Below are 22,704 nucleotides of genomic sequence, written 5' to 3'. Positions count from 1 at the left end.
AGGAAATTTTATTCCAAAAGATCAGGGCGGCGCGTTTTAGTCCGTTCTAAGGCCTGTTCGTGTCTCCACTCATTCACTTTTGCCTCATGGCCGCTTAATAAAACATCAGGTACTTTATGTCCACGCCAATCTGCAGGCCGGGTATAAACTGGAGCATCAAGCAATTCTCCCTGAAAACTATCAGATAGGGCAGAAGTCTCGTCATTTAAAACCCCGGGGATTAAACGCACCACAGCATCTACCACAATGGCAGCAGGAAGCTCTCCTCCGCTTAAAACATAATCGCCAACAGAAATCTCCCTGGTTACAAAGATATCGCGTATACGCTGATCTATGCCCTTGTAGTGGCCACAAAGAATAATGATGTTCTTTTTAATAGACAACTCATTTGCCGTACTCTGGTTTAAAGTAACACCATCCGGACTCATGAATATAATCTCATCATATTCCCTCTCTGTCTGAAGTTTTTCAATACAAGCTGCAAAAGGCTCAATACTCATTACCATACCACTACCACCGCCGTACTGATAATCGTCTACACTTTTTTGTTTGTTGGTAGCATAATCCCTCAGGTTATGCACAACAATTTCGGCAATGCCTTTTTTTTGTGCACGCTGTAAAATTGAATGGGCAAAAGGGCTCTCTAATAAAGCTGGCAAAACTGTAATAATATCGAAACGCATAATACAAAGATAGCCTTTTGACCGCCAAATATAAACAGAACATACTAGCAGCAATACCAACCTATTTCTGTTGGAGACTCACTGACGAATATTGGGTTATACAAACAATAACAACGGAGACAAATATTTAGCTTTTTTAAATTTATCTAGTCTACGCCATTCTTTCTGCCATTCATAAGTTTCTTTTCACCAACTTGTTTAGCAGCAAATTCTTTAAGGGTTAACAGAAAAGACATAGGAGAAGCATCAGCCTGGCGGGGCGGAGTTACCAACTCCCTTACACCAATAAAATCAGATAACGTTGCTTGCTTCTGGCAAGAATATAATTCGAGCTTAAGAAGAAGAGCCACGAGAAAAAAGTTTGAATGTAGCGCTAAAACGATTTCACTTTCACCATATTTTCTTCCCATTTAAGGGTATCAGAACCAGATTTACCAGATACCACCCCGGTAAGCTTTACGCTTTTCAGATCCTTTCCAAAAACATAATGATTGATATACTGACGATCTTTTAGTGCATACTTTCTGTTAGGCAATTCATACGTGATATCAAGCAAATAGGCATCATTCCCTATAATTTTGTAATTACCACTATGCGTAATCACCTGGTTTTCGCCCTCCTTATAACTATTGTAAAAATGGCCATCTTCAGTATAAGTGATAAAAGATGCTGGTTCTTTAATATTTTGCCAAATCCCAACTAAGGGTTTGTTAGCTTTAAAAGATAGTTTTTGTGTGGTGCAGGATTGAAATGAAGCTGTGATTAAAAGTACCGCAATGGCTTTAGCGCATTTTTTGAACATAAAAGAATTAATTAGATACAGCCAATATAAAAATTTAGATCTATATCATGATAATTAATTTTAGTATGTCAGACTATTTATTTTCCAGATACACATCCAGCAAACCTTCAGGTAAATTAAGGGTGAGGACCTTTTCATCCTCATCGTATTCGACAATAAAATCTTCGTTTAGCGGAAACAGGACTTCCGTTTCTTTATACATCACCGTAGCCACAAATTGCTGTGGATATTCGTTTACTTCCAGAATTTCGCCCAATTCGCCTAAAGTTTCATCTATCGCTAAGTAACCTTTAAAATCGGTATAGAAAAATTCTCCTTCTTCGCGTTCGGGCATTTGCGAAAGGGGTAGGTACAATTTCTTTTTTAATAAGGGCTGCACTTTATCGATATGATCAGCATCATCAAAATTGAAGTAGCCGGTTTTATTGGCCTGTAGTTTTGCCGAGGCTACAAAATATGGAACGAGCTTGCCATTCATATCAGCAAATATCACGTCAAACTCGAGCTGTTCGTATTCGTCAAATTCAAAAAATACCTGAACTTCTCCTTTTAAACCTCTCGTTTTGGTTACGTAACCGATGTAAAATGCTTCTTCGTGTTTCATATCTACCCTAAATCCCCTAAAGGGGACTTATTAACACCCCCCTTTAGGGGCAAGGGGTATTAATAAAAATAGCGTTCCGGAGATCGGAACGCTATTTCATGAGACAAAATAATTAAAACTATTCTGCGCCTTCTTCTTTAGGAGCTTCTTCAGTTGCTTCAGCCTCAACAGCTGGAGCTTCTTCTTCCACAACCTCTTCTGCAACTGGTGCATTTTTGGCTGCGATAGCTGCTGCTTTATCTTCTTTTTTCTTAGCTTCTGCTGCTAATGCTGCTTTACGTGCATCTGCTTTAGAAGTAGCTAAACCTTCTGTTTTACCAGAAATTTTACCCGCTTTAGCATCTAACCAAGCTGCAAATTTTTCATCTGCCTGTTCTTGAGTTAAAGCTCCTTTTTTAACACCACCTTCTAAGTGTTTTTTGTATAAAACACCTTTGTAAGAAAGGATAGCGCGAGCAGTATCAGTTGGTTGTGCACCACTGTTAACCCAAGCTAAAGTTTTTTCGAAGTTAATTTCGATGGTAGCAGGATTGGTATTTGGGTTGTAAGAACCTAAACGCTCAATAAATTTACCATCACGTGGAGAGCGAGAATCTGCTACCACAACGTGGAAAAAAGGTTTTCCTTTTTTACCGAATCTTTGCAATCTGATTTTAGTTGCCATTTTCTTTTGTATTTATGTATTCAACATAGTTCCCGGAGCTTCATGCTGCGGGGCTGCAAAGATAACTAAAATCCTGGAAATTAAAAACATAGTTTAATTTCTTTGTTTTCAGGATATTTACGCCAAAAATAACTGCAGATACAAATGGAAAGAATAGCGATTGATATGGACGAGGTGATTGCCGATGCCGTTGGAAAATTTATTAAACTTTATAACCGGGATTTTAATGTCCCTTTAGACTTAAAAATTGACGCGGGGAATGAAATCTATCACCATGTTCCACAAGATATAAATCAGAAATGGTTCGAATATATCAATGAGCCTGGTTTTTTTCGTGATCTCGATGTTATTGCTGATAGTCAACGCGTAATTAAGGCCCTACAACAGAAATATGATGTTTACATTGTTTCAGCAGCAATGGAGTTCCGTAATTCACTAGTGGATAAGTATGATTGGCTGGCTGAACATTTCCCTTTCATCGACTGGCAGCACATTATGTTCTGCGGAAATAAAATTGTGAATGTTGACATCATCATTGACGACCGCACTAAAAACTTTATAAATTTTAGCGGCAGGCCTTTATTATTTACCTCTCCGCATAATTTGCTGGTTACAGCGTATGAACGCGTAAATAACTGGGAAGAGGTAGCGGGTTTGTTGTTATAATATTATTTCATAGGCATCGGCTTAAGTCGATGCCTATGAATGCAATTAATCCATATAATCCTAAAAGTTAAATTCCCCTACAAAATTTCCACCACCACTGCCTGCTGCAAGTGGCATTACGATGATTTTTCGCTCCTGTTTACCGGTGGCATAGCGGGTATAAATTTCCGCTGTTACTGTTGTTGGTCCGCTAATATTGATCTGCCGATCGCCATAATAATTTACCTCTATCTTATACTTTCCTTTTACGGCTTTTTTAAGCATAAACTGCTCCGGGCCATAGCCTGACGTAAAATCGTTACTGATCCTTCCGCCAATTTTCGTTCTGGAGTTTCCATAATATCCTTTTTCGCCAGTAGGATCGGTCAGCCAAAGGTCGATATCGGTATCATTTTTATTCCAGTTGAGTACCACACGCACATCTACCGGCAGAGGCTGGATCAACCGTTTATCGATTCCTTTTGTACTAAGTTTATTGCCATGTTTTGCCAGGAGGTTATTCATCTCAGAAATCACAATTTCCTCAATACCCTGGTCTCTATCTGCAATCTGAGCATTGTAACTTTGAGTAAGAACCTTATATAAATTATCCAAAGCTGGCTGATATTGACCATTATCTGCCAGCGCCAGAGCATAATCGCGGTAACTCTGGGCATCCATTGGACGCCATTGCAAAACTTTTTGAGTGATAAAAAGCTCATCTTTATAATTGCCTGTCTGTTTTAGTTTATAGGCCAGGGTTTTATATAAATCAGTATTCTCCAGATCTAAATCAGCAATATTACTTAAAATGGTTAAGGCCCTCACACTATCTTTTTGCTGATAAAACCAATTCGCCACATCAAAATAAAACATCGGTGTTGAAATATATCTCGAACGCATTTTTAAATAAGCCTGATAAGCGCTATCCGGTTTACCAACCAAATTTTTCATATAGTCTTTATCACTTTTAAATTCCGGGATAACGATGGTGGGCTGTTGTGGCGGAGATGTTGGCGACATCCTCTTGCCCTCAACTTTTCCTACCTGCACTCCTGCAACCCTACCTTGAAGCGCATTTGAAGCATTTCCCCGAATTGTTGCGACAGACCCGACGACAGCACTTTTCTGTTGAGATCCATAGCCTACAACTACTACTTCATTTAATTGATTGGTCTCTTTATCTCTGTTGGCAGCCCTCTCAGGTGGAGCAGCTGTTACGACCGGGGGGGTTACCGGAATGGGTTCGCTCATCATCATATCGGCCGTTGGATCTCCTTTTACATCCCTTTGTGCCGGATTAGGGTAACTTTCCTTTTTCTTTCCAGGTTCTTTATAGTAAAAATCGGTATTCCACCAGGTTTTCAAATCTTTAGTCATGACTACCGCAGCATTGATCAGGTCTTGTTTATGTTCTAAAAGATCAGTTCTGCGCTGCTTTAATACAGCATGATAAGCCTGCTGCAATTCAACTGGGGGAACTATATCATAGCGTAGGTAATCATCCAGATTCTCTAATACGATCAAACTGGTATTTCGGGTAACAATACCAAACTGTTTACTTAAAATGCTGATATCATCTTTGTTTTCTTCGTACCGGATATCCATTTCAGCAATTTTCTTTTGCGCCCAAACCCGGCTTACATCAATACTACTTAAAGTATGCTCTGTAGCATTTAAGCGAACAACCTGCTCTGCAACCACGGTATTTCCAAAGCCGAATTGCAGTATAAATTCGGTATTAAAATCGCTCATAATGCCTGCCAATGAAAAATGGCCATTTGCATTTACCTTCATTGAAGGATAGGTTTGCCTGATACTGTTTCCATTCTTAATTCCTAAGAACTGAAGGTTCTGCTGGCTCAATTGTTTAAATGCCTCATTAACAGTTATGGAATTAAGGTTTACAAATTGTCCGCCTGTTTTTAAGGTAATGTATTTCAAGGTACTATAATCTGCTTTTAATGCTGTATTAATACAATGAACAGGTTTATTTAAAGCAACGGTATTTCTTCCAAAGGTAGATAAGCCATCAGTAAACAAAAGATATTCGTCTGCCTCAATAAACTTTGGATTAATCGCGCTGAAATTTGTACCACCGTCGTAAACCAGGTTTTTCAGTTTATCTTTTAAAATTGACCAATTGCCATTAGCGATAACAAAAGTGCCTGCATTTTTAAAGCCGTTGTTTACTAAACCCAATTGTATGGTTAAATTTTGTTTTTGCCTGATGATTAAATCCAGCAATGCCATCTCTTTATCCGTATTACGTTGAAGACCGCTTAACGATACATCCCAGATCAAACCGATATTATTGCCCCAAATACGCTCCCGGTGGTCCATTTTAGGAAAAACATTCACCAAAAAGTAGTAACCAGATGATGCTTTTTGCATTTGTACCTCAGGCAGGTTATTTCGCTTTGGTAAATTAATAGTAAGGCCTCTTTGGGGTTGGTAATTGATTTTATTAATCTCGCCAACATAGGTATTCCCATTGGCCTTTAAATCAAAACTGCCATCAGGCTGTTCGTCAAGCTCTGGCTTGATAACGCTTTCGAAAACGGTAGTTTTTAAACTAAAATTTTCAATGGCCTGATTATAATCTAAAGGGAGATGATATCTCAAAACATTGGCATTATTAAAATTTAATTCTTCTTCGTACCCAACAATGATGGTCCTGCTGCCATGTGCAGGCAAAGGATATATCCTGGTACGAAAATTATTCCCCTCAACTTTCTCAAGCAGCCCAGGATCAACCCTTCTGCGCTCAATACTTTCAAAAACTTCGGTTGCTTTTGCTTTTTCTACAGGTACTGCTTCGCGCATTTTTCCATTAATATCTAAAGCATAACGGCTAATGCTTACTCCATCCGGCATCGGGAAGGTAAGTTCTCCCTCTAAAATGCGGTTACTGCTATTATAAAAGGTCATTGTCATTACCGTTGAAGCAATGTTCCCTGTTATCTGTACATCGATATTCAGTTTTTTAAGTTTAACGGCATTTTTCTGTTCTGCGGTTTCGGCTTGTTGTACTTTTAAAACCGGCATTTGTGCGTCAACAAAAAAAGCGATCAACAACAAGGGTAGGAGGAGTAAAGTTTTAGATGTGCTCATAGCAAATAATTTTTTATAGTGATGCAAAAGCATTGGCTATTTCATAAATTTATTTTTTTAAAACCTTTCTTGCCCTTCGTTTTTAGCAGCAAAAACCATTTTAAAATTGCTTAATAAGGCTTTCTGAAAAATGTAACATTTTTTAGAAAAATTGCTCTAATTATAAAAAACTAAAACTATGTTGGTAACCACAACGCCTACAGTTGAGGGCAGAAAAATTATAAAATATATTGGTTTAGTAACCGGAGAAACCATTATTGGCGCAAATATTTTTAAAGATTTATTTGCCGGAATAACAGATATAGTAGGAGGCAGATCGAGTTCTTACGAACGTGTTTTAAGAGAGGGTAAAGATACTGCAGTTAACGAAATGCAACAGTATGCGGCCGCACTTGGCGCAAATGCTATTGTTGGTGTTGACTTAGATTACGAAACCGTGGGCAGCGGCGGAAGTATGCTGATGGTAAGCGCCAATGGTACTGCGGTAATTTTAGCAGACTAAGAATTTGCTTATTGCGAAAACTAAGCAAAAAACAAGAAAGTCTTTCCGGTGCGGGAAAGACTTTTCTTTTTATACTTTATTATTTTTGTTTAAAATGAAAGGATGTCTATTAGCTTGAGCCATTTAGAACTTACCTTCTCTGCATTAATATGCTTGATGGCATGGTCAAAAGGAGTAAAAACGATCTCCCGGTTAATCTGACCCACCATTACACCACTTTCTCCTTGAATTAAACCTTCTACCGCAACTACACCCAAGCGGCTAGCCAGCACACGGTCCATACAGGTTGGCTTGCCCCCACGTTGAATATGCCCCAGAACGGAAACTTTAGTATCATAATGGGGGTATTTTTCCTGCAAAATTTCGCCAACCTTAAATGCGCCTCCGGTATCATCACCTTCAGCAACAATAATAATTTTCGATGCTTTATCTTTACGGCTATGCTCCAGCTTGTGCAAAATATCGTCAGCGTTCATATTTGCTTCAGGAATCATGATGGCTTCAGCACCAACGCCAATTCCACTTCTTAAAGCAATTAATCCGGAGTCGCGGCCCATTACCTCTACAATAAAAAGCCGGTCGTGCGATTCAGCCGTATCCCTGATTCTATCTACTGCATCAACAACCGTATTGATAGCAGAGTCATAGCCAATAGTAAAATCGGTACCCGCTAAATCGTTATCAATGGTACCCGGCAGGCCAACTATCGGAAAATTGAATTCTTTAGAAAAAACATTGGCTCCGGTAAATGTTCCATCGCCACCAATTACCACTAAGGCATCAATTCCGTTGGCTTTTAGATTTTCGTAAGCAGTTTTCCTACCCTCAACTGTTTTAAACGCTTCACTACGGGCCGTTTTTAAAATAGTTCCGCCACGCTGAATAATATTCGCAACAGATTTGCGGTCCATAGGGATAAAATCATTGTTGATTAACCCTTCATACCCACGGAGGAATCCGGTTACCTCAATGTCATAATAAATAGAGCCTCTAACAACAGCTCTAATTGCAGCGTTCATGCCTGGCGAATCTCCACCAGAGGTTAAAACACCAATATTCTTAATCTTATTCATTTGTTTGTTTTTGGAAAGCTGCCTTTCCCTTGTCTAAAAATTTAATGTAGTTCTCAGGTTCATAATCTGCTCCCTGAGGTGGAACTAAAACATTTCCATCACCATCTACAATCACATATTGGGGTTGAGAATTACTGTTAAAAGTTGCAGCCTGAAAGTCACTCCACTTCTTTCCAATCGTATTTATTTTCTTCTTACTAAAAGTAGAAACATAATGCTCTTCCACAGGCAATTCTGTCTTGTCATCTACTACCAGTTCGGCCATTACAAAATCATTCTTTAATCTTTTTGCAACCTCGGGATTAGACCATACATTGTTTTCCATTTTACGGCAATTTACGCAATTCCATCCGGTAAAATCAATTAAAACCGGCTTTCCTAATTCTTTTGATGCTTGTTTGGCCTGTTCAAAATCGTAATAAGGATCAAATCCTTTGGGCGTTAATCTGTGAAACAGCTCGGCATATTTTTTTTCGCCGATAGATGTTTTATTTCCTGTGTTGGCAGGCGAAGCTGTTAGATTATTTAAATCGAAATCCTGTGTGGCAGTTGGAGGTAAAAATGCGCTGATCGATTTTAATGGTGCCCCCCACATGCCCGGAATCAAATAAATTACCCAGGCAAATACGATAATAGCCAAAAATGTTCTTGGTACTGACAAATATGGTAAATCACTATCGTGCGAAAATTTGATCTTCCCTAAAAGATAGATGCCCATTAAGGCAAAAATAGCAATCCAAATGGCTAAGAAAACCTCTCTATCCAATAAATTCAAGTGGTATGCTAAATCTACATTTGACAGAAACTTAAACGCAAAGGCGAGTTCTATAAACCCCAGAACAACCTTTACACTGTTTAACCACCCTCCTGATTTTGGAAGGGATTTTAATAGTGATGGGAAAAGAGCAAATAATGCAAACGGAATTGCCAAAGCGAAAGAAAACCCGAACATTCCTATTGCAGGGCCTAGTCTATCTCCTTTTGATGCTGCATCTACAAGCAATGTTCCAATAAGTGGCCCCGTACATGAAAAGGATACCAGAGCTAAACTGAATGCCATAAAAAAGATGCCCATTAAACCACCTTTATCAGATTTTGCGTCAATCTTGTTTACAAAGGCACTTGGCAAAGTAATTTCGAACGCACCAAGAAAAGATGCACCAAAAACGACAAGCATCAAAAAGAAGAATGCATTAAATATTCCATTTGTTGATAACGCATTTAAAGCATCTGAGCCAAATGCTATGGTAACCAACATTCCTAATGCGACATAAATAATGATAATGGATACGCCGTAAATTAATGCCTGGCCAACGGCTTTACTCTTACTTCCGGCTTTTTTAGTAAAAAAACTAACGGTAAGTGGAAGCATAGGAAATATACAAGGCATTAAAATAGCGGCAAAGCCGAATAATAGACCTTTAAGAAAAGTTTGCCATAATGTTAATTTCTCGGCATCAACACTTTTTGATGCCGGGGCAACAGATGATTTGACTGTATCTTTTTTTACGGTGTCTTTTACAACATTATTCGCGGCACTGTCCTGTGCAGAACCTACCTCAGTAAAAACAATATCATCCGAGGGGGCAGTTGCTGTGGTATCTTGAATTACTAAGGCGTAACTCTTAACGGCGGGCCATGCAATAACCATAGTAGCCATTAACAACAATAATAAAACCTTTTTCATTTGTGTGTGTATTTGAAACCGTGAAATTAAGAATAATTTTAGAAACGATTTTTGTTTAAACCACACAGCCTGTAGATTTTACTTTAAAAAGAAACAGTCCCAAAAATTCGGGACTGTTGTAAATATTTTGAAGTCAATTATTTAACCGGAACACTAAACTCAACTTCTTCTGGAGGAAGACATTGTTTATCATTACAAACCATAAATTCTACCACACCCTTAACAACGGTTGTTGCTTTGTTCAGCTTAATTTTCTGTTGAAAAATTACTGATTTTTCAAAGTAACTCACATTCATTTTAAATGTGCTTTCATATTTAACAATGGCTTTAGGCTCAATGGTTTTGCCTACAAGACTAAAATCTTTGGAAGGGGAAAAAGTAAAAGTGGTTTTTACAGGTCCTCCATCTTTTACATTCTGAGAATAAATATGCCATCTATCATCAATTGTAGCCTTTAAATAAATTACTGCTTCAGTTTTACTTATTTTCTTTGCAGAGTAGGCCCAGGTTACCGGTTTTTCGATTTGAGCAAATGCGCCAGCAATGGTAAAAAGTACCATCGAAAGCACCAGGGTGATTTTTTTCATTTGTGTTTTATTTTGTGTGTGTAAATTCAATTTCTTTAAAGTTAAAAACTTTTAGGCCATTTCTTGTATCAACGTTCAACCTGCCGTTATCTTCAACTCCTTTAATCGTTCCTTCAAAAATCTCGCCGTTATGTTTATATAACGCAGAAACCTGATAATTATATAGTTTTACAAGGTAATTGTTTTGTAAAATACTGTATTTCCCTGCCCTCAAAATTAGGTAGTATTTTTCCATAAATATGAATATTTTCTCCATAATATCCATTAAAGGCACCTCTCTTTGTAAAATTTGAATGACGGAAGTGGCACGTCCACTAATGCTTTCCGAAAATTCTGATTGATTCACATTTAAGCCAATGCCGATTACTGATGATTTAAACGCACTACCTGTCAGTGTATTTTCGATTAATATCCCGCCCAGTTTTTTCTCCTGATAGTATATATCGTTTGGCCATTTCACCATTATTCCCTGTGGCACAAAGCAAGATAAAGCTTCACTAACAGCCAGGCTAATGGCTATATTTAAGTAGAACTGCTTGCTAAGTGGCAAAAAAGAAGGCTTTAGATAAATACTTGTACTAATGTTTTTCCCTTCTTGAGTTTGCCAAACGCTTTCCTGCTGCCCTCTTCCGGCAAACTGATGGTCTGCCATAATTACAGTCCCTTCTGCTAATGGCTCGGATTTTGACACCAACTTCTTTAAAAAGTTATTAGTAGAATCAACTTCTTTTAATTTGATTAAATTTTGACCAACAAATAGTGTCGAAAAAGTGTTATTTTGCAAGTGTTGAATTTATAATATTGTAATTCCAAAATTAGAGCATTTTAATGGTAAAAAAGAAAATAGTAGCCCTTTCTACATATCTTTCTGAGCTGGCCGTTCACGGCATACAGGAAAAAAAAGGAGAAGATATCGTGCGGTTAGATCTTAGAAATATTCACACTTCAGTAGCTGATTATTTTATTATAACAAGTGCCAATTCTGGTACTCAGGTAAAAGCTATTGCCGATAGTGTAGAAAAAGAAATATATAAAGCCACTCAGGCCGACCCAAGACATAAGGAGGGTTTCGAATCAGCAGATTGGATAATTCTGGATTATTTCGATGTGGTTGTGCACATTTTTAAAACAGAAAAGCGCCACTTTTATGGCATAGAAGAACTTTGGGGTGATGCAGAAAGCACAAATTTTCAAAGCGCATAACCTAATAGAACCATTTTGACAAAGACAAATGAACGATAATCAAAATACCAACGAAAAACAGGGAAGAAGGATTCCAAACATCCCTAAAAAACCACAAAAAGGATCAAAATTTAATATTTTCTGGGTGTATGCGGCCATTATTATAGCCATTATTGCAGCACAATTTTTATTTACTACCGATGGGGGTAAAGAAGTAACCTACCAAAAATTTGAACAACAGATGTTACTTAAAGGTGACGTCCAAAAGGTTGTCGCCTACAAATCAGACGATTTGGTACGTGTAGAGGTTTATATCAAAAAGGACAGTCTTAAAAAACCAATATACGATCCGTATAAAAGCACCAGCACTTTTAGTGTAAATAACGCCGCGAGTCCTATTGTGTTTTTTAATGCCGGAACAATGGATGGGCTGGATAAACAACTTGCCGATTCGCAAAAAGATCTTCCTGCTAACCAACCAAGGATACTGGCAGAAAAAACCAGCCGTAGCAATCCGTTAGCAAGCTGGTTTTTAAGTATCATTTTACCAGTACTGCTTTTAATCGGTTTCTGGATTTTTATGATGCGCAGAATGGGCGGTGGAGCTGGTGGCGGCGGTCAGATTTTCAGCATTGGAAAATCTAAAGCAACCTTATTTGACAAAGAAAGTCAGGTAAATATTACTTTTAATGACGTTGCAGGTTTAGAAGAAGCTAAAACAGAGGTAATGGAAATTGTAGATTTCCTTAAAAACCCTAAAAAATATACCGATTTGGGCGGAAAAATACCTAAAGGTGCTTTATTGGTAGGTTCGCCGGGTACCGGTAAAACCCTATTGGCAAAAGCCGTTGCAGGCGAGGCTCAGGTTCCTTTCTTCTCTCTATCTGGTTCTGACTTTGTAGAGATGTTTGTTGGAGTTGGTGCATCACGTGTTCGCGACTTATTTAAACAGGCAAAAGATAAATCGCCTTGTATTATCTTCATTGATGAGATTGATGCCATTGGCCGCGCCCGTGGTAAAAATGGCGTAATGGGCGGAAACGACGAACGTGAAAATACGCTAAATCAGCTTTTAGTTGAGATGGATGGTTTTGGCACCAACACCCATGTTATTATTCTGGCAGCAACCAACCGCGCTGATGTTTTAGATAAAGCCTTATTAAGAGCAGGTAGATTTGACAGACAGATTTATGTTGATTTACCAGATGTTATAGAACGTAAACAGATTTTTGAGGTTCACATCACTCCGCTTAAAAAATCGGAAGAGCTTGATACCGAATTTTTAGCTAAACAAACGCCAGGATTCTCAGGTGCAGATATTGCTAATGTTTGTAACGAAGCCGCATTAATTGCAGCCCGTAAAAATAAATCGGCAGTAGATAAGCAAGATTTTCTGGATGCTGTAGATAGAATTGTAGGTGGTCTGGAAAAGAAAAATAAAATCATCACACCGAGTGAAAAACGTGCCATTGCTATCCATGAGGCCGGACACGCTACAGTAAGCTGGTTGTTAGAACATGCGGCGCCTTTAGTTAAGGTTACTATTGTTCCACGCGGACAGAGCTTAGGTGCTGCCTGGTATTTGCCTGAAGAACGCTTAATTGTACGTCCTCACCAAATGCTCGACGAAATGTGTGCAACTATGGGTGGTAGGGCCGCTGAAAAAGTAATGTTTGATACCATCTCTACCGGTGCACTTAGCGATTTAGAAAAGGTGAATAAACAAGCAAGGGCCATGGTTACCATTTATGGTTTGAACGATAAATTGGGAAACATCACTTATTATGATTCATCTGGTCAGAACGAGTATAATTTCTCTAAACCATATTCAGAGGATACCGCTTTAACTATTGATAAAGAAATTTCGGCATTAATTGAAGGTCAATATCAGAGAGCGATCCAGTTATTGGAAGAAAATAAAGATAAATTGATCCAGTTAGCTGATATCCTGATCGAAAAAGAAGTTTTATTTAAAGACGATTTAGAAGTCATTTTTGGTAAACGTTTATTCGAAAACCAAGGCGAAAGCGGAACACCCGGACATATTACGCCGGTTGAGGCTTAAATAAATAATTTCTATTATTACATTTGCTACCCTGGTTTAATCATTAGGGTAGCTTTTTTTTTATAATGAAGGATAATACGACAGCGAAAGAACAAATACTGAAAAAGATAAGGAAAGCCCTATTAGAGAAGCGCGAAAACCCCTATCCTAATTTAGAAGAAAGCCCATTGTATAAAAAAAATACAGATGAGCTTGAGATATTATTTGCTGAACAGCTTACGGCTATATCCGGCAACTTTATATTCTGCGAAGACGGGATCGATTTTTTTGAAAATATGTTGCAGCTTGCCGATAAGTTCAAATGGCGAAAAATATACTGCTGGGAACCTGAGCTACAGCAGTTTTTAAGCAAATACGAATTTCCTTTTTATCAAACCGACAAAGATTTTGATCAGGCAGAGGTAGGCATTACCCTCTGCGAAGCCTTAATTGCCCGAAATGGAAGCGTAATGGTCACTAACCAGGGTGCAGCAGGAAGAAGGCTCAGCATCTTTCCACACCACCACATTGTAATCGCCAAAACCAGTCAGTTGGTTTTAGATCTTAAAGATGCTTTTCTGTTATTGAAAAACAAGTATGGCAATCAGCTCCCATCCATGATCAGCAATATTACAGGGCCAAGCAGAACGGCAGATATCGAAAAAACATTGGTTTTAGGCGCGCATGGCCCTAAAGAGCTTTTCGTGTTTCTGATTGATGATTTTAGTTGATTAAATCACCATTCATAATACAACTGAAAGCTTACCCATGAATGCCACCTGTTAAACTCACTCACGGTATTAAATTCAGGTGATCGTCCAACAGCTGTAGCCGATAGTCTTATGGCCTTTTTTTCACACATAGGTATTTTTGTACCAAAACCCAAATTCCAATCCAGGGTAGCTTTGTTTAATTGCTTGAAGCTTAAAGTATAAGGACTATCCCTAAACTGCCCCATTAATAAAGCATTGTAAAGCCAACAATTACCTTTAACACCTGCAAGAAGATAAACCTCCAATAAATTTTTATTTTCACTAGTGAGGCCAACTAAATTTGCCATTGGCAAAGTATTTATTGCCCAATTTTTCTTATCTAGCAAACCAAGTCTTGCATTAAAACCTAGGCCTGTACTTACATAATAGCCTAAGCGCACTTCAGCATTAGTGCTTAGCTGAAAAAGCCCAACATCATTTACATCTCGCTTACCAATAAGCAGCCAATCCTTTTTTCCTGTAACCAATAGGGTGGGCTCTCCTCCATTTGAGATCTGCCCTTCCCATCCGTAAGGAATATCAGCAGTATTTCCGAACCAGTGGTCACGGTGAATTGTTGTTTGTACTGCTTTAGAAACATTTAATCCTATGGCACCAACATTAATACCTAAAGTCATTAATTCGTTACCAGCATTATCCTGCGAACCCAAGCTTGTACCAATAACATTCAGACTGGCAAAGGGACGGTCATTTTCGCGCTTAAATTCATGTACAGGATCGTGCAAATTACCCAAGTACTCCGGCGTAAATGTAGTGTTTGCCAGCATTATGGTTGCATCGTATACATCGTAATCTTTAAGCATTTTGCCAAAGAGTTTTTTCACTATAAATCTGTGTGGAGTGAAAACCCATGATCCACCGAGTCCTTTATCTTGATAAATTAAGCCTAGCCCCATCGTATAATTCCTATCTGTAGCATAAGATGGCTTAACAAATTTTAGAAAGTAATCTTGGTCAACAACTATCCCTGCACGGTGTAATGGTTTTTCAGTTTCTTGTGAAAAAGATGCTTTTGATATTAAAAGCATTAAAAAAAATAGAAGTAAAGTATTTTTCATAAGAGCAGTTGTTAATTAATTGTAGTACCGATTGGTTTAATTATTGTGTCTGATCATTAGATGCGGATGTTTTACTTTCTCCAAACAAGCTAAACCCAATGGCAAAACCCAGCCAAGGCTTACCTTGATAACCCCAATCAATACCTCGAGACTTGTCAATAAAATCAAGTCCTGTAAAAATCCCTATCTGAAACTTATCATACTGATACATGTAACCTGCAGACAAAGAGATGGCAGCCGCTGAGTTGTCCTTATCCAACTTTACGCCTCCAACGGATATTCCACCCAACAAATTACTAGCGGAATAGACTGTATTAACATGTTGCCATTTGACACCTGCCGATATACCAAAATTAATTTTTTCTTCGAAAGTAAATGGCGCTTTTTTATTACCAAAGCGTGCCTTTATGGGTAGAGTTAAAAAGCCCCAGGTAAAACCTCGCTTGTGCGGATATATAGGTTCGCATTTATTGTTGAAATCTTTGAGTGAAATAAAAAATTGAGTATTGTTAGCCCAAAGATCTACATAAGCAAGATTCTTAAACTTGTTTAAAATATCAGTATTTCCAGTATTTTCTATACCTAATTGGGCTTTACTCATTTTGTAATATTCGTTTGATGATGCATTTAGGTTGTTTCCTCCCTTTTCTCCATCTAAAGATTTATAAAAGTTTGTTTTGGCAGTATCAGGTTTAAAATCCCATACTGAAATAATATATCCACTATCAGCGACCTCATATATGTAAAATTTTATATCATCATTAAGCATAAAAGCTAAATCTTTTACTTCTTTTTTGACTGGATCATATACTTTTACCAGTACGCTTACTTTAGTTACATAAGATTGTCCAATAAGATTTGTTCCTTGAACATTAGTTTGACTATATGCTTTAGTAAAAGATAAAACAAATAGAAGAGCAAAAATTAAATTTTTCATAATAGCATTAATTTAGATTTTGAATAATAAGTTATCACTTCGAACCTTGGGATCTTTTAACCACCAACTCTCCGGCAGCATTTAAACAATATACATCCTCATCATCATTGCTATACCTTCTTAAAAGCATAGCTTTCAGGCCATCATCTTCGAATTTTCGGCGATCAAAAGCTACGTAAATCTCTACCTTATTGCGGTCTTTATCCAACGTGATCGTTTCTTTTGTTTTAACATTATAGATATCCACATTCTGGATTCTTCTGTAATTATAACCCCAGCTAGAATCCTCTCCAAAATCCTTACTTCTGCCAATCACAAAATAATCATCCTTTAGGTGAAAAATATTACTGATGCTGTTATCATTAAAAAGCCGTTTCCCTTTTAAATCAACAATGTCCACTATTTTTAGCGTTTTACCATTAGTCAATCTGTTTTCCGCATTAAAAACCACAATACCGATATTTTTTGGAAAATTGTTTCTATTGTCGCTAAAAGCCCCGAAAGTGCTATAGTAATCGTTACTTTTCAAAATAGTGTCACCGTTTTCATTCAGAAAATAATTTAACCGGTTCCCGTTCGGCATCATTGATCCGGCATAATCAGCGAAAAACAGCAAATCTTTGGTAAGCTTAACGGGAGCTTTCTTTACGGGCTTTTCAATTGCCTTACCTGCAGGCATTTTACCCATCGTTACATGCACTTCGGTCACTTTACTTTTTTCTCTTACTTCGGCCATCTTCTTTTTAAAGTTTGCCTCGTTCTCGGCCTTTAGTTTTGCATTTCTGATTTTGCCTGCTTCATCCGCAGCCTTATCATCGGCTATTTTCTTTTTTCTGGCATCTTCATTTTCTTTTGCGCAGGCCGGGCACATCAGTTTACCTTCGGCATTATTCCATCCTTTCGGTGCAAATCTGCAGTTATACCTTGCATACTCGCTTCTCGAAACGTGCGATTGAGCATTTGCCAGCTGTACCATAAACAGGAGCAAAATAGTAGCTAAGAAATTTTTCATTTTAAGTTGTTTTGTTTGATGTAAAAGTAACCTACAGCTCAAGTGTTTTATATACCCTTTACTCGGTATATTTAGTACCTGATTTATGTGTTATATTTATGAAATATTAACCTTGTTCCCCGTTAATTATTACCGCAAATTCGCTCATCAATGAACAAATTTTTATGCTTATTTTTTCTACTTCCATTTCAGGTATGTTTTGCGCAGCAAGGCAACCCCATACAAATTGACACGGCCAAAAAATTCAGTATCAGTAAACATGGTTATTTTTACGAAGACAAAAATTTAAACCTAACCATCGACTCTGTTATAAAATATAAACAGGCCAGTAAACTCAGCCCATTAATAGCAGGAAAAGTTTTTAGTAAAGGTTATACCCAATCTTATTATTGGATTGCTTTTGATATAGAAAATACACTGGACCAAGCTGTACACCTGATGTTTAAGGAACAGAGTTCGAGCATTAATCAACTCCAGTTGTTTAAAGTAAATGAGCAGGGAAAGATTTATCCGCTAGGTTTAACCGGCGATCATTTCCCTTTTAAACAACGTCCTTATCACAACAGGAGCTTCATCTATCCAATTATTCTTTTGCCTCACGAGAAAGCTACCTTTTATTTGTGGGCAGATAAACGCGGACAGAATATGTATATGCCAATGTCTATCGGCCGTGATGTTGACATTATTCAGGCAGAAATTCCGCAGCACACTTTGTTTGGATTTTACACTGGTATTTTTGTATTCGCGGTAATCTTTAACTTATTAATGTTTGCTTCGGTAAGAGATAATATCCACCTATATTACGCCATTTACATTTTTTGCACCTTAATTTTCATTCTGGAAGAAGAGGGACTGGCTTTCCAGTGGTTTTACCCAAACTTGCCCGGCCTGCAAGATTACATGCGGTTAATAATGGCATCATTAAGCTGTGGCTTGTTGATCCAGGTCATGCAGCTGTTTGTGAATCAAAACAGGATAAACAGTAAGTTATACCGTTTTACAAACTATTATAAAAGGTTTTGCTGGGTCATGTCTGTCATTCCAGTATTTATGTTCTTTAAATCATTTATTATTTTAGAAAAAACGGTTTTTTACATCAACAATTTTCTGGCACTTCTTACTGTAATCATTATTATTATTGGTGTGGTAGAAAGAATAAGATCTGGCTATAAGTTAGGCTGGTATTATTTTATTGCAACCGTGATGCTGTTATTTGGCGTTTTTAATTATGTTTTTAACACTTTAGGCCTTACTAACTTTAATTTATTAAAACCAAACGGGTTAGTGGTAGGCTTAACGGCAGAAATCATTTTTCTTTCATTTGCACTAACACAGCGGTATAATTTTTTGAAAAAAGAAAAAGAAATCCTGCTGGAAGAAAAAAGTAAGCACCAGGTTGATCTGGCAGATGGTATTTTCAATGCTCAGGAAGATGAAAGAACACGTTTGGCCCGTGATTTACATGATGATCTGGGCGGAACATTATCGATTATAAAACTAAATATCACCGCTTTTCAGCAAAAAGTTTTAAAACTTACTGAAAATGACCGCATATTTTATGATCAAACCATTGGCATGATCGAAAAGGCATGTGCAGACTTAAGGGAAATATCGCATAACCTGATGCCCAAAAACTTTGAACAACATGGTCTGATTGAAACATTAAATGAACATTTTAAAATCCTTAACCATTCTGGTAAAATTGCATTTGAGTTCGTTTTTCAGGTAGAACAGCCTATTGATAGCGGAATGGAAATTACCATTTATCGGATTGTTAACGAATTGGTCAATAACATCATCAGACACTCTTTTGCCTCAAAGGCAACCATACAAATTTTATCATTTACAGAAAGAATTAGCATTATGGCAGAAGACAATGGCATCGGTTTTAATCCCGACACAGACAAAAAGGGCTTAGGCATTCAAAATATTCTATCGAGGGTAAATTACCTCAACGGTAACATCCAGGTAGATAGTAATCAGAACGGCACAACTACAACTATTGATATTCCACTAAACTAATGGACAAGATTCAACAGCGCCCCATAACCATTATGATTGCAGATGATCACAAACTGTTTGCAGAAGGGCTATTTGCAATCCTTTCTGAACAATCTGATTTTAAGGTAATTGGAATGGCCGCCAACGGAAAAGAAATTTTGCATCTGCTTAATCACCAGCTGCCAGATGTTTTAATTCTCGATTTAAACATGCCCATTCTAGATGGTGAAATGGCCGCAGAAAAGGTGCGCCAGTTATTTCCTTCGGTAAAAATAATGGTATTATCGATGTATTATACAACCAAACTATCTGCTAAACTCGAGGATATCGGCGTGAGGGCCTTTATCCAGAAAGATACCAACGCAGAAACACTATTTGAAATCATAATTGGCATACAACAGGGAGAGGAATATTTCCAAAAAGCAAAATCAGATCCGCCTGCTTCATCTGTATTTAACGATGGTGACCATTTCCAAAAAAGCCACAACTTAACTGCACGTGAAATGGAAATCCTGAAATTGATTAGCGAAGACTATTCTTCACAGCAAATTGCCCAAAAATTATTTATAGCTTTAAACACTGTTGATACCCACCGGAAAAACATGGCGCAAAAGCTAAATGTAACCGGGAAAGCAGGATTATTAAAGTTTGCCCTTGAAAATAAGCTTCGCTAAAATTAAATTTATTTTCGAATATCGAATATAATTGATATTTTTATACTACATACCGTTTTGGTATGCGGTATTATAATTATGAGCAAAGCAATAAATACGGTAATAACCGGTACCGGAAGTTATATTCCAAAAAATATTATTTCTGGTGATGAATTCTTAAACTCGACATTTTTTGAGAACGGAAACGTACTGGAAAAAGAGAATGCAGAGATCATTCATAAATTTTCTGAAATTACAGAGATCGTAGAGCGTCGTTATGCCTGTCCTGATCAGTTAAGCAATCATATTGGCGCAAAAGCAGCAGAAAAAGCCATTGAAAATGCAGGCATAGATAAAGAAACCTTAGACTATATTATATTCTGTCATAACTTTGGCGATATCCCTTTGGGTAGTAACCGCACAGATATTTTACCATCTTTAGCTTCAAAGGTTAAACAACAACTCGGCATTCAAAATCCCGATTGCGTTGCCTACGATATCATTTTTGGTTGCCCAGGATGGGTTCAAGGCGCAATACAGGCCGATTACTATATAAAAAGTGGCGATGCCAAACGCGTTATGGTTATTGGCGCTGAAACTTTAAGCCGAATTATCGATCCGCATGACCGTGATAGCATGATCTTTTCGGATGGTGCCGGAGCTGTAATTTTCGAAGCAGAAGAAGGAACAGAAAAAAGAGGAATATTAGCCCATAAAACAGAAACGCACGCCGTTAATCATGGTAATTTACTCACCATGGGCAAAGGATACAATCCTGATGAGACTAGCGGAAACTTCTACCTGAAAATGAATGGGCGTAAACTTTACGAATTTGCGGTAATCCAGGTACCTCAGGTCATTAAAAAAGCTATAGACAAAGCGGGCATTAGTGTTGATGATGTAAACATTGTATTTGTGCACCAGGCTAATGGTAAAATGGATGCCGCTATCATGAAGCGTTTGTTCAAACTTTATGGAAAGGATACAGTGCCGGAAAACTTAGTTCCGATGACGATTTCGTGGTTAGGAAACAGTTCTGTTGCCACTGTACCAACCTTACTCGACCTGGTATTAAAAGGGGAAGTTAAAGGTTATAACGTGAAGGCTGGCGATGTAGCTGTATTTGCTTCAGTAGGAGCAGGTATGCACATTAATGCTTTTATACACCGCTTTTAATTAACTAACCGTTTTAACCCGGCTCTGGCCTGGTTTTCAATACTGCTTTCAAACTCATGATTTTTCATGGCAATGGCAGTATTGAAAGCCTCTTTTGCTTTTGCCAGGTTTTTTCTTCTTTCATAAATCTTACCCATCTGCACCGCAGCATTCGCCGCAAAATAATACTTCAGGTTTTTCCCGTCATTAATCGTTTCCTGATAAGCCGCTAATGCCTGATCATCTTTCCCTAAATCATCGTAAATTCTACCTAAACGATAATTTAGTTCTATTCTGTCTTTATTGTTAGTGTAATCCGTTGCCTTTTTCCCATCAATTGCCTGTAAGGCCCTGCTTAAATAACCACCGTCAAACAGCAGTCTGGCTTTTAAAAGATCAACGGCTGGTGTTTCTGCTGAAGCTTCAGTCTTGGCTTGCTTATCCTTTTCCATGTAAGTATAGCCATTTTTAACAGCCTTTGCCGCAAAGGCCATATATGTTGCTTTATCTCCTTTAAGAAGAGCGATCCAACCCAGATGAAGGTAAGCATCCTTTACAAAGTTTACACCCTTTGTGGTCTGTAAAAACCGGTTGAAATGGGTGCTGGCATTGAGGTCGAGTTTATTTAAATGCGCAATTCCTTCTAAATAGTCCAGATAAGGAAAAGGCTGATAAACACCTCCCTCTGGTCGCTTGGCCAAAATAGAAATAGCTTGTTCACTGTGCCCGTTTTTAATGCATACATAACTTTGCAAATAACTTTTTAATAAACTGGTATCTGCAATCCGTTCGGTATACTTCATGGTTTTGGCATATGCCTGCGGGCTGTGTGCCACATCAGTTAATACATAAGCGTAATAAAACACCACTTCTTCGTAAAAAGGTTCATAAGATGACTTTGGCAGATTATCTGCCAGCTTTTCGAACATATTTAATCCACTCTGCAAATTCCCTTTAATACCAAAAGTTGAAAGTGCTGTTTTTAAAGCGCCATCAGGAAGATTACCCAAAACGGCATTGATCAAACCCAGTCCTTTTAAGTTTAGATGAAAATTTGGAAACTTCTTATTATTATCCTGCAAAAGGCTGTTCGCTCTTTTAACTTCCATAGCGGCGTTAAAATACTCTCCAAAACGACCACGAATGAGCGCCCATTGCAAATTAATTTCTGCCTGAGCATAGAGGTAGTATGGCGAATTTTTATCGTCGTCGCTTATTTGATCCAACCGTTTAGATTTATTTCCTTTCAAACGGTCAAAATCAGCCTTACTCTCTGAGGTTAAAACTGTAAAATAATCTACATAATTTTCCAGAAGCGGAATAATGGCGTTGTTGGGATGCTGTTTTTTTTCTGTAGAGATATAGGCCCTTGCGTTACCCAACTTCAATTCGAATATACTTTTATAAGCATTTAAGCAATTGTTATTAAAATCGAAGTTTGCAAGTGAAAACAAAGGAGAAAGGAGCAGTGCAGACGTTATAAAAAAACGGAAGCTTTTATTCATTAGGGATTCTATTTCGGTACTGT

General features: G+C 37.8%; 22 protein-coding genes. 8 read left to right on the top strand and 14 right to left on the bottom strand.

The features are described from left to right. Window positions 1-8 precede the first annotated feature (8 nt). The 5 genes from trmD to BLR60_RS05040 form a co-directional block, all read right to left on the bottom strand. On the bottom strand, window positions 9-683 hold the full coding sequence (gene trmD, locus BLR60_RS05060) for a tRNA (guanosine(37)-N1)-methyltransferase TrmD (protein WP_090497481.1): 675 nt from the start codon (window positions 681-683) through the stop codon (window positions 9-11). Window positions 684-829: 146 nt separating this feature from the next. Then, window positions 830-1,033, bottom strand: coding sequence for a hypothetical protein (locus BLR60_RS05055; RefSeq protein ID WP_143009031.1), 204 nt, complete (start codon window positions 1,031-1,033; stop codon window positions 830-832). 23 nt (window positions 1,034-1,056) lie between these two features. Beyond that, a complete protein-coding gene (locus BLR60_RS05050; RefSeq protein ID WP_090497477.1) occupies window positions 1,057-1,485 on the bottom strand; it encodes a hypothetical protein in 429 nt (142 codons plus the stop codon). 73 nt (window positions 1,486-1,558) lie between these two features. Then, window positions 1,559-2,089 carry a ribosome maturation factor RimM gene (rimM, locus tag BLR60_RS05045; protein ID WP_090497475.1) on the bottom strand — a complete coding sequence of 177 codons (531 nt, stop codon included), beginning with the start codon at window positions 2,087-2,089 and terminating at the stop codon, window positions 1,559-1,561. Window positions 2,090-2,207: 118 nt separating this feature from the next. Continuing rightward, entirely contained in the window at window positions 2,208-2,753 is a 546-nt protein-coding gene (locus tag BLR60_RS05040; RefSeq protein WP_090497473.1) for a 30S ribosomal protein S16, read from the bottom strand. 144 nt (window positions 2,754-2,897) lie between these two features. Between BLR60_RS05040 and BLR60_RS05035 the strand changes: the two genes are divergently transcribed. Further along, complete coding sequence (locus BLR60_RS05035) at window positions 2,898-3,419, top strand: 5' nucleotidase, NT5C type (protein WP_167354690.1); 522 nt, start codon at window positions 2,898-2,900, stop codon at window positions 3,417-3,419. A gap of 60 nt (window positions 3,420-3,479) precedes the next feature. Here the strand turns inward: BLR60_RS05035 and BLR60_RS05030 are convergent, their stop codons facing one another. Further along, entirely contained in the window at window positions 3,480-6,512 is a 3,033-nt protein-coding gene (locus BLR60_RS05030; protein ID WP_167354689.1) for a VIT domain-containing protein, read from the bottom strand. Between the two features lie 178 nt (window positions 6,513-6,690). Here BLR60_RS05030 and BLR60_RS05025 point away from each other — a divergent pair, with 178 nt between their 5' ends. After that, complete coding sequence (locus BLR60_RS05025; protein WP_090497467.1) at window positions 6,691-7,014, top strand: heavy metal-binding domain-containing protein; 324 nt, start codon at window positions 6,691-6,693, stop codon at window positions 7,012-7,014. 89 nt (window positions 7,015-7,103) lie between these two features. On the opposite strand, the gene pfkA is transcribed toward BLR60_RS05025, so the two are convergent. From pfkA to BLR60_RS05005, 4 genes are all read right to left on the bottom strand, one after another. Then, on the bottom strand, window positions 7,104-8,087 hold the full coding sequence (gene pfkA, locus BLR60_RS05020; RefSeq protein ID WP_090497465.1) for a 6-phosphofructokinase: 984 nt from the start codon (window positions 8,085-8,087) through the stop codon (window positions 7,104-7,106). Further along, window positions 8,080-9,774, bottom strand: a complete 1,695-nt coding sequence (locus BLR60_RS05015) for a protein-disulfide reductase DsbD family protein (protein ID WP_090497463.1) — start codon at window positions 9,772-9,774, stop codon at window positions 8,080-8,082. The genes pfkA and BLR60_RS05015 overlap by 8 nt, the downstream gene beginning before the upstream one ends. A 137-nt stretch (window positions 9,775-9,911) precedes the next feature. Continuing rightward, window positions 9,912-10,361, bottom strand: coding sequence for a protein-disulfide reductase DsbD domain-containing protein (locus BLR60_RS05010; RefSeq protein ID WP_090497460.1), 450 nt, complete (start codon window positions 10,359-10,361; stop codon window positions 9,912-9,914). Between the two features lie 7 nt (window positions 10,362-10,368). Continuing rightward, entirely contained in the window at window positions 10,369-11,145 is a 777-nt protein-coding gene (locus BLR60_RS05005) for a biotin--[acetyl-CoA-carboxylase] ligase (RefSeq protein ID WP_090497458.1), read from the bottom strand. A 44-nt stretch (window positions 11,146-11,189) separates the two neighbouring features. On the opposite strand from BLR60_RS05005, the gene rsfS reads away from it, so the two are divergent. The 3 genes from rsfS (at window position 11,190) to BLR60_RS04990 (ending at window position 14,318) form a co-directional block, all read left to right on the top strand. After that, on the top strand, window positions 11,190-11,564 hold the full coding sequence (gene rsfS / locus BLR60_RS05000; RefSeq protein ID WP_090497456.1) for a ribosome silencing factor: 375 nt from the start codon (window positions 11,190-11,192) through the stop codon (window positions 11,562-11,564). Window positions 11,565-11,592: 28 nt separating this feature from the next. Beyond that, a complete protein-coding gene (gene ftsH, locus BLR60_RS04995; RefSeq protein ID WP_090497454.1) occupies window positions 11,593-13,608 on the top strand; it encodes an ATP-dependent zinc metalloprotease FtsH in 2,016 nt (671 codons plus the stop codon). Window positions 13,609-13,673: 65 nt separating this feature from the next. Continuing rightward, a complete protein-coding gene (locus BLR60_RS04990; RefSeq protein WP_090497452.1) occupies window positions 13,674-14,318 on the top strand; it encodes a LutC/YkgG family protein in 645 nt (214 codons plus the stop codon). A gap of 5 nt (window positions 14,319-14,323) precedes the next feature. Here BLR60_RS04990 and BLR60_RS04985 read toward each other — a convergent pair whose 3' ends face one another. The 3 genes from BLR60_RS04985 to BLR60_RS04975 are packed head-to-tail and all read right to left on the bottom strand — an operon-like array spanning window position 14,324 to window position 17,367. Continuing rightward, window positions 14,324-15,418: a lipid A-modifier LpxR family protein gene (locus tag BLR60_RS04985; RefSeq protein WP_090497450.1), complete on the bottom strand. Its 1,095-nt coding sequence runs from the start codon at window positions 15,416-15,418 to the stop codon at window positions 14,324-14,326. 40 nt (window positions 15,419-15,458) lie between these two features. Next, window positions 15,459-16,355: a hypothetical protein gene (locus tag BLR60_RS04980; protein WP_090497448.1), complete on the bottom strand. Its 897-nt coding sequence runs from the start codon at window positions 16,353-16,355 to the stop codon at window positions 15,459-15,461. A gap of 34 nt (window positions 16,356-16,389) precedes the next feature. Then, a complete protein-coding gene (locus tag BLR60_RS04975) occupies window positions 16,390-17,367 on the bottom strand; it encodes a hypothetical protein (RefSeq protein ID WP_090497446.1) in 978 nt (325 codons plus the stop codon). Window positions 17,368-17,517: 150 nt separating this feature from the next. Here BLR60_RS04975 and BLR60_RS04970 point away from each other — a divergent pair, with 150 nt between their 5' ends. From BLR60_RS04970 to BLR60_RS04960, 3 genes are all read left to right on the top strand, one after another. Then, complete coding sequence (locus BLR60_RS04970) at window positions 17,518-19,389, top strand: sensor histidine kinase (protein WP_090497444.1); 1,872 nt, start codon at window positions 17,518-17,520, stop codon at window positions 19,387-19,389. Further along, the gene (locus BLR60_RS04965; protein WP_090497442.1) at window positions 19,389-20,042 is read left to right on the top strand and encodes a response regulator transcription factor; all 654 of its coding nucleotides are present in this window, start codon (window positions 19,389-19,391) and stop codon (window positions 20,040-20,042) included. The genes BLR60_RS04970 and BLR60_RS04965 overlap by 1 nt, the downstream gene beginning before the upstream one ends. Window positions 20,043-20,120: 78 nt before the next feature. Next, window positions 20,121-21,197, top strand: a complete 1,077-nt coding sequence (locus tag BLR60_RS04960; RefSeq protein WP_090497439.1) for a 3-oxoacyl-ACP synthase III family protein — start codon at window positions 20,121-20,123, stop codon at window positions 21,195-21,197. On the opposite strand, the gene BLR60_RS04955 is transcribed toward BLR60_RS04960, so the two are convergent. Continuing rightward, window positions 21,194-22,681 (bottom strand): tetratricopeptide repeat protein, encoded by a 1,488-nt coding sequence (locus BLR60_RS04955; protein ID WP_090497995.1) that lies wholly within the window; start codon window positions 22,679-22,681, stop codon window positions 21,194-21,196. The genes BLR60_RS04960 and BLR60_RS04955 overlap by 4 nt on opposite strands. Between the last annotated feature and the right edge of the window lie 23 nt (window positions 22,682-22,704).

Origin of the sequence: Pedobacter terrae (genome assembly GCF_900100705.1) — a bacterium.
Lineage (GTDB): Bacteria > Bacteroidota > Bacteroidia > Sphingobacteriales > Sphingobacteriaceae > Pedobacter > Pedobacter terrae.
The sequence above is the reverse complement of the archived record's forward strand: the minus strand, read 5'-3'. Positions and strand labels throughout refer to the sequence as shown.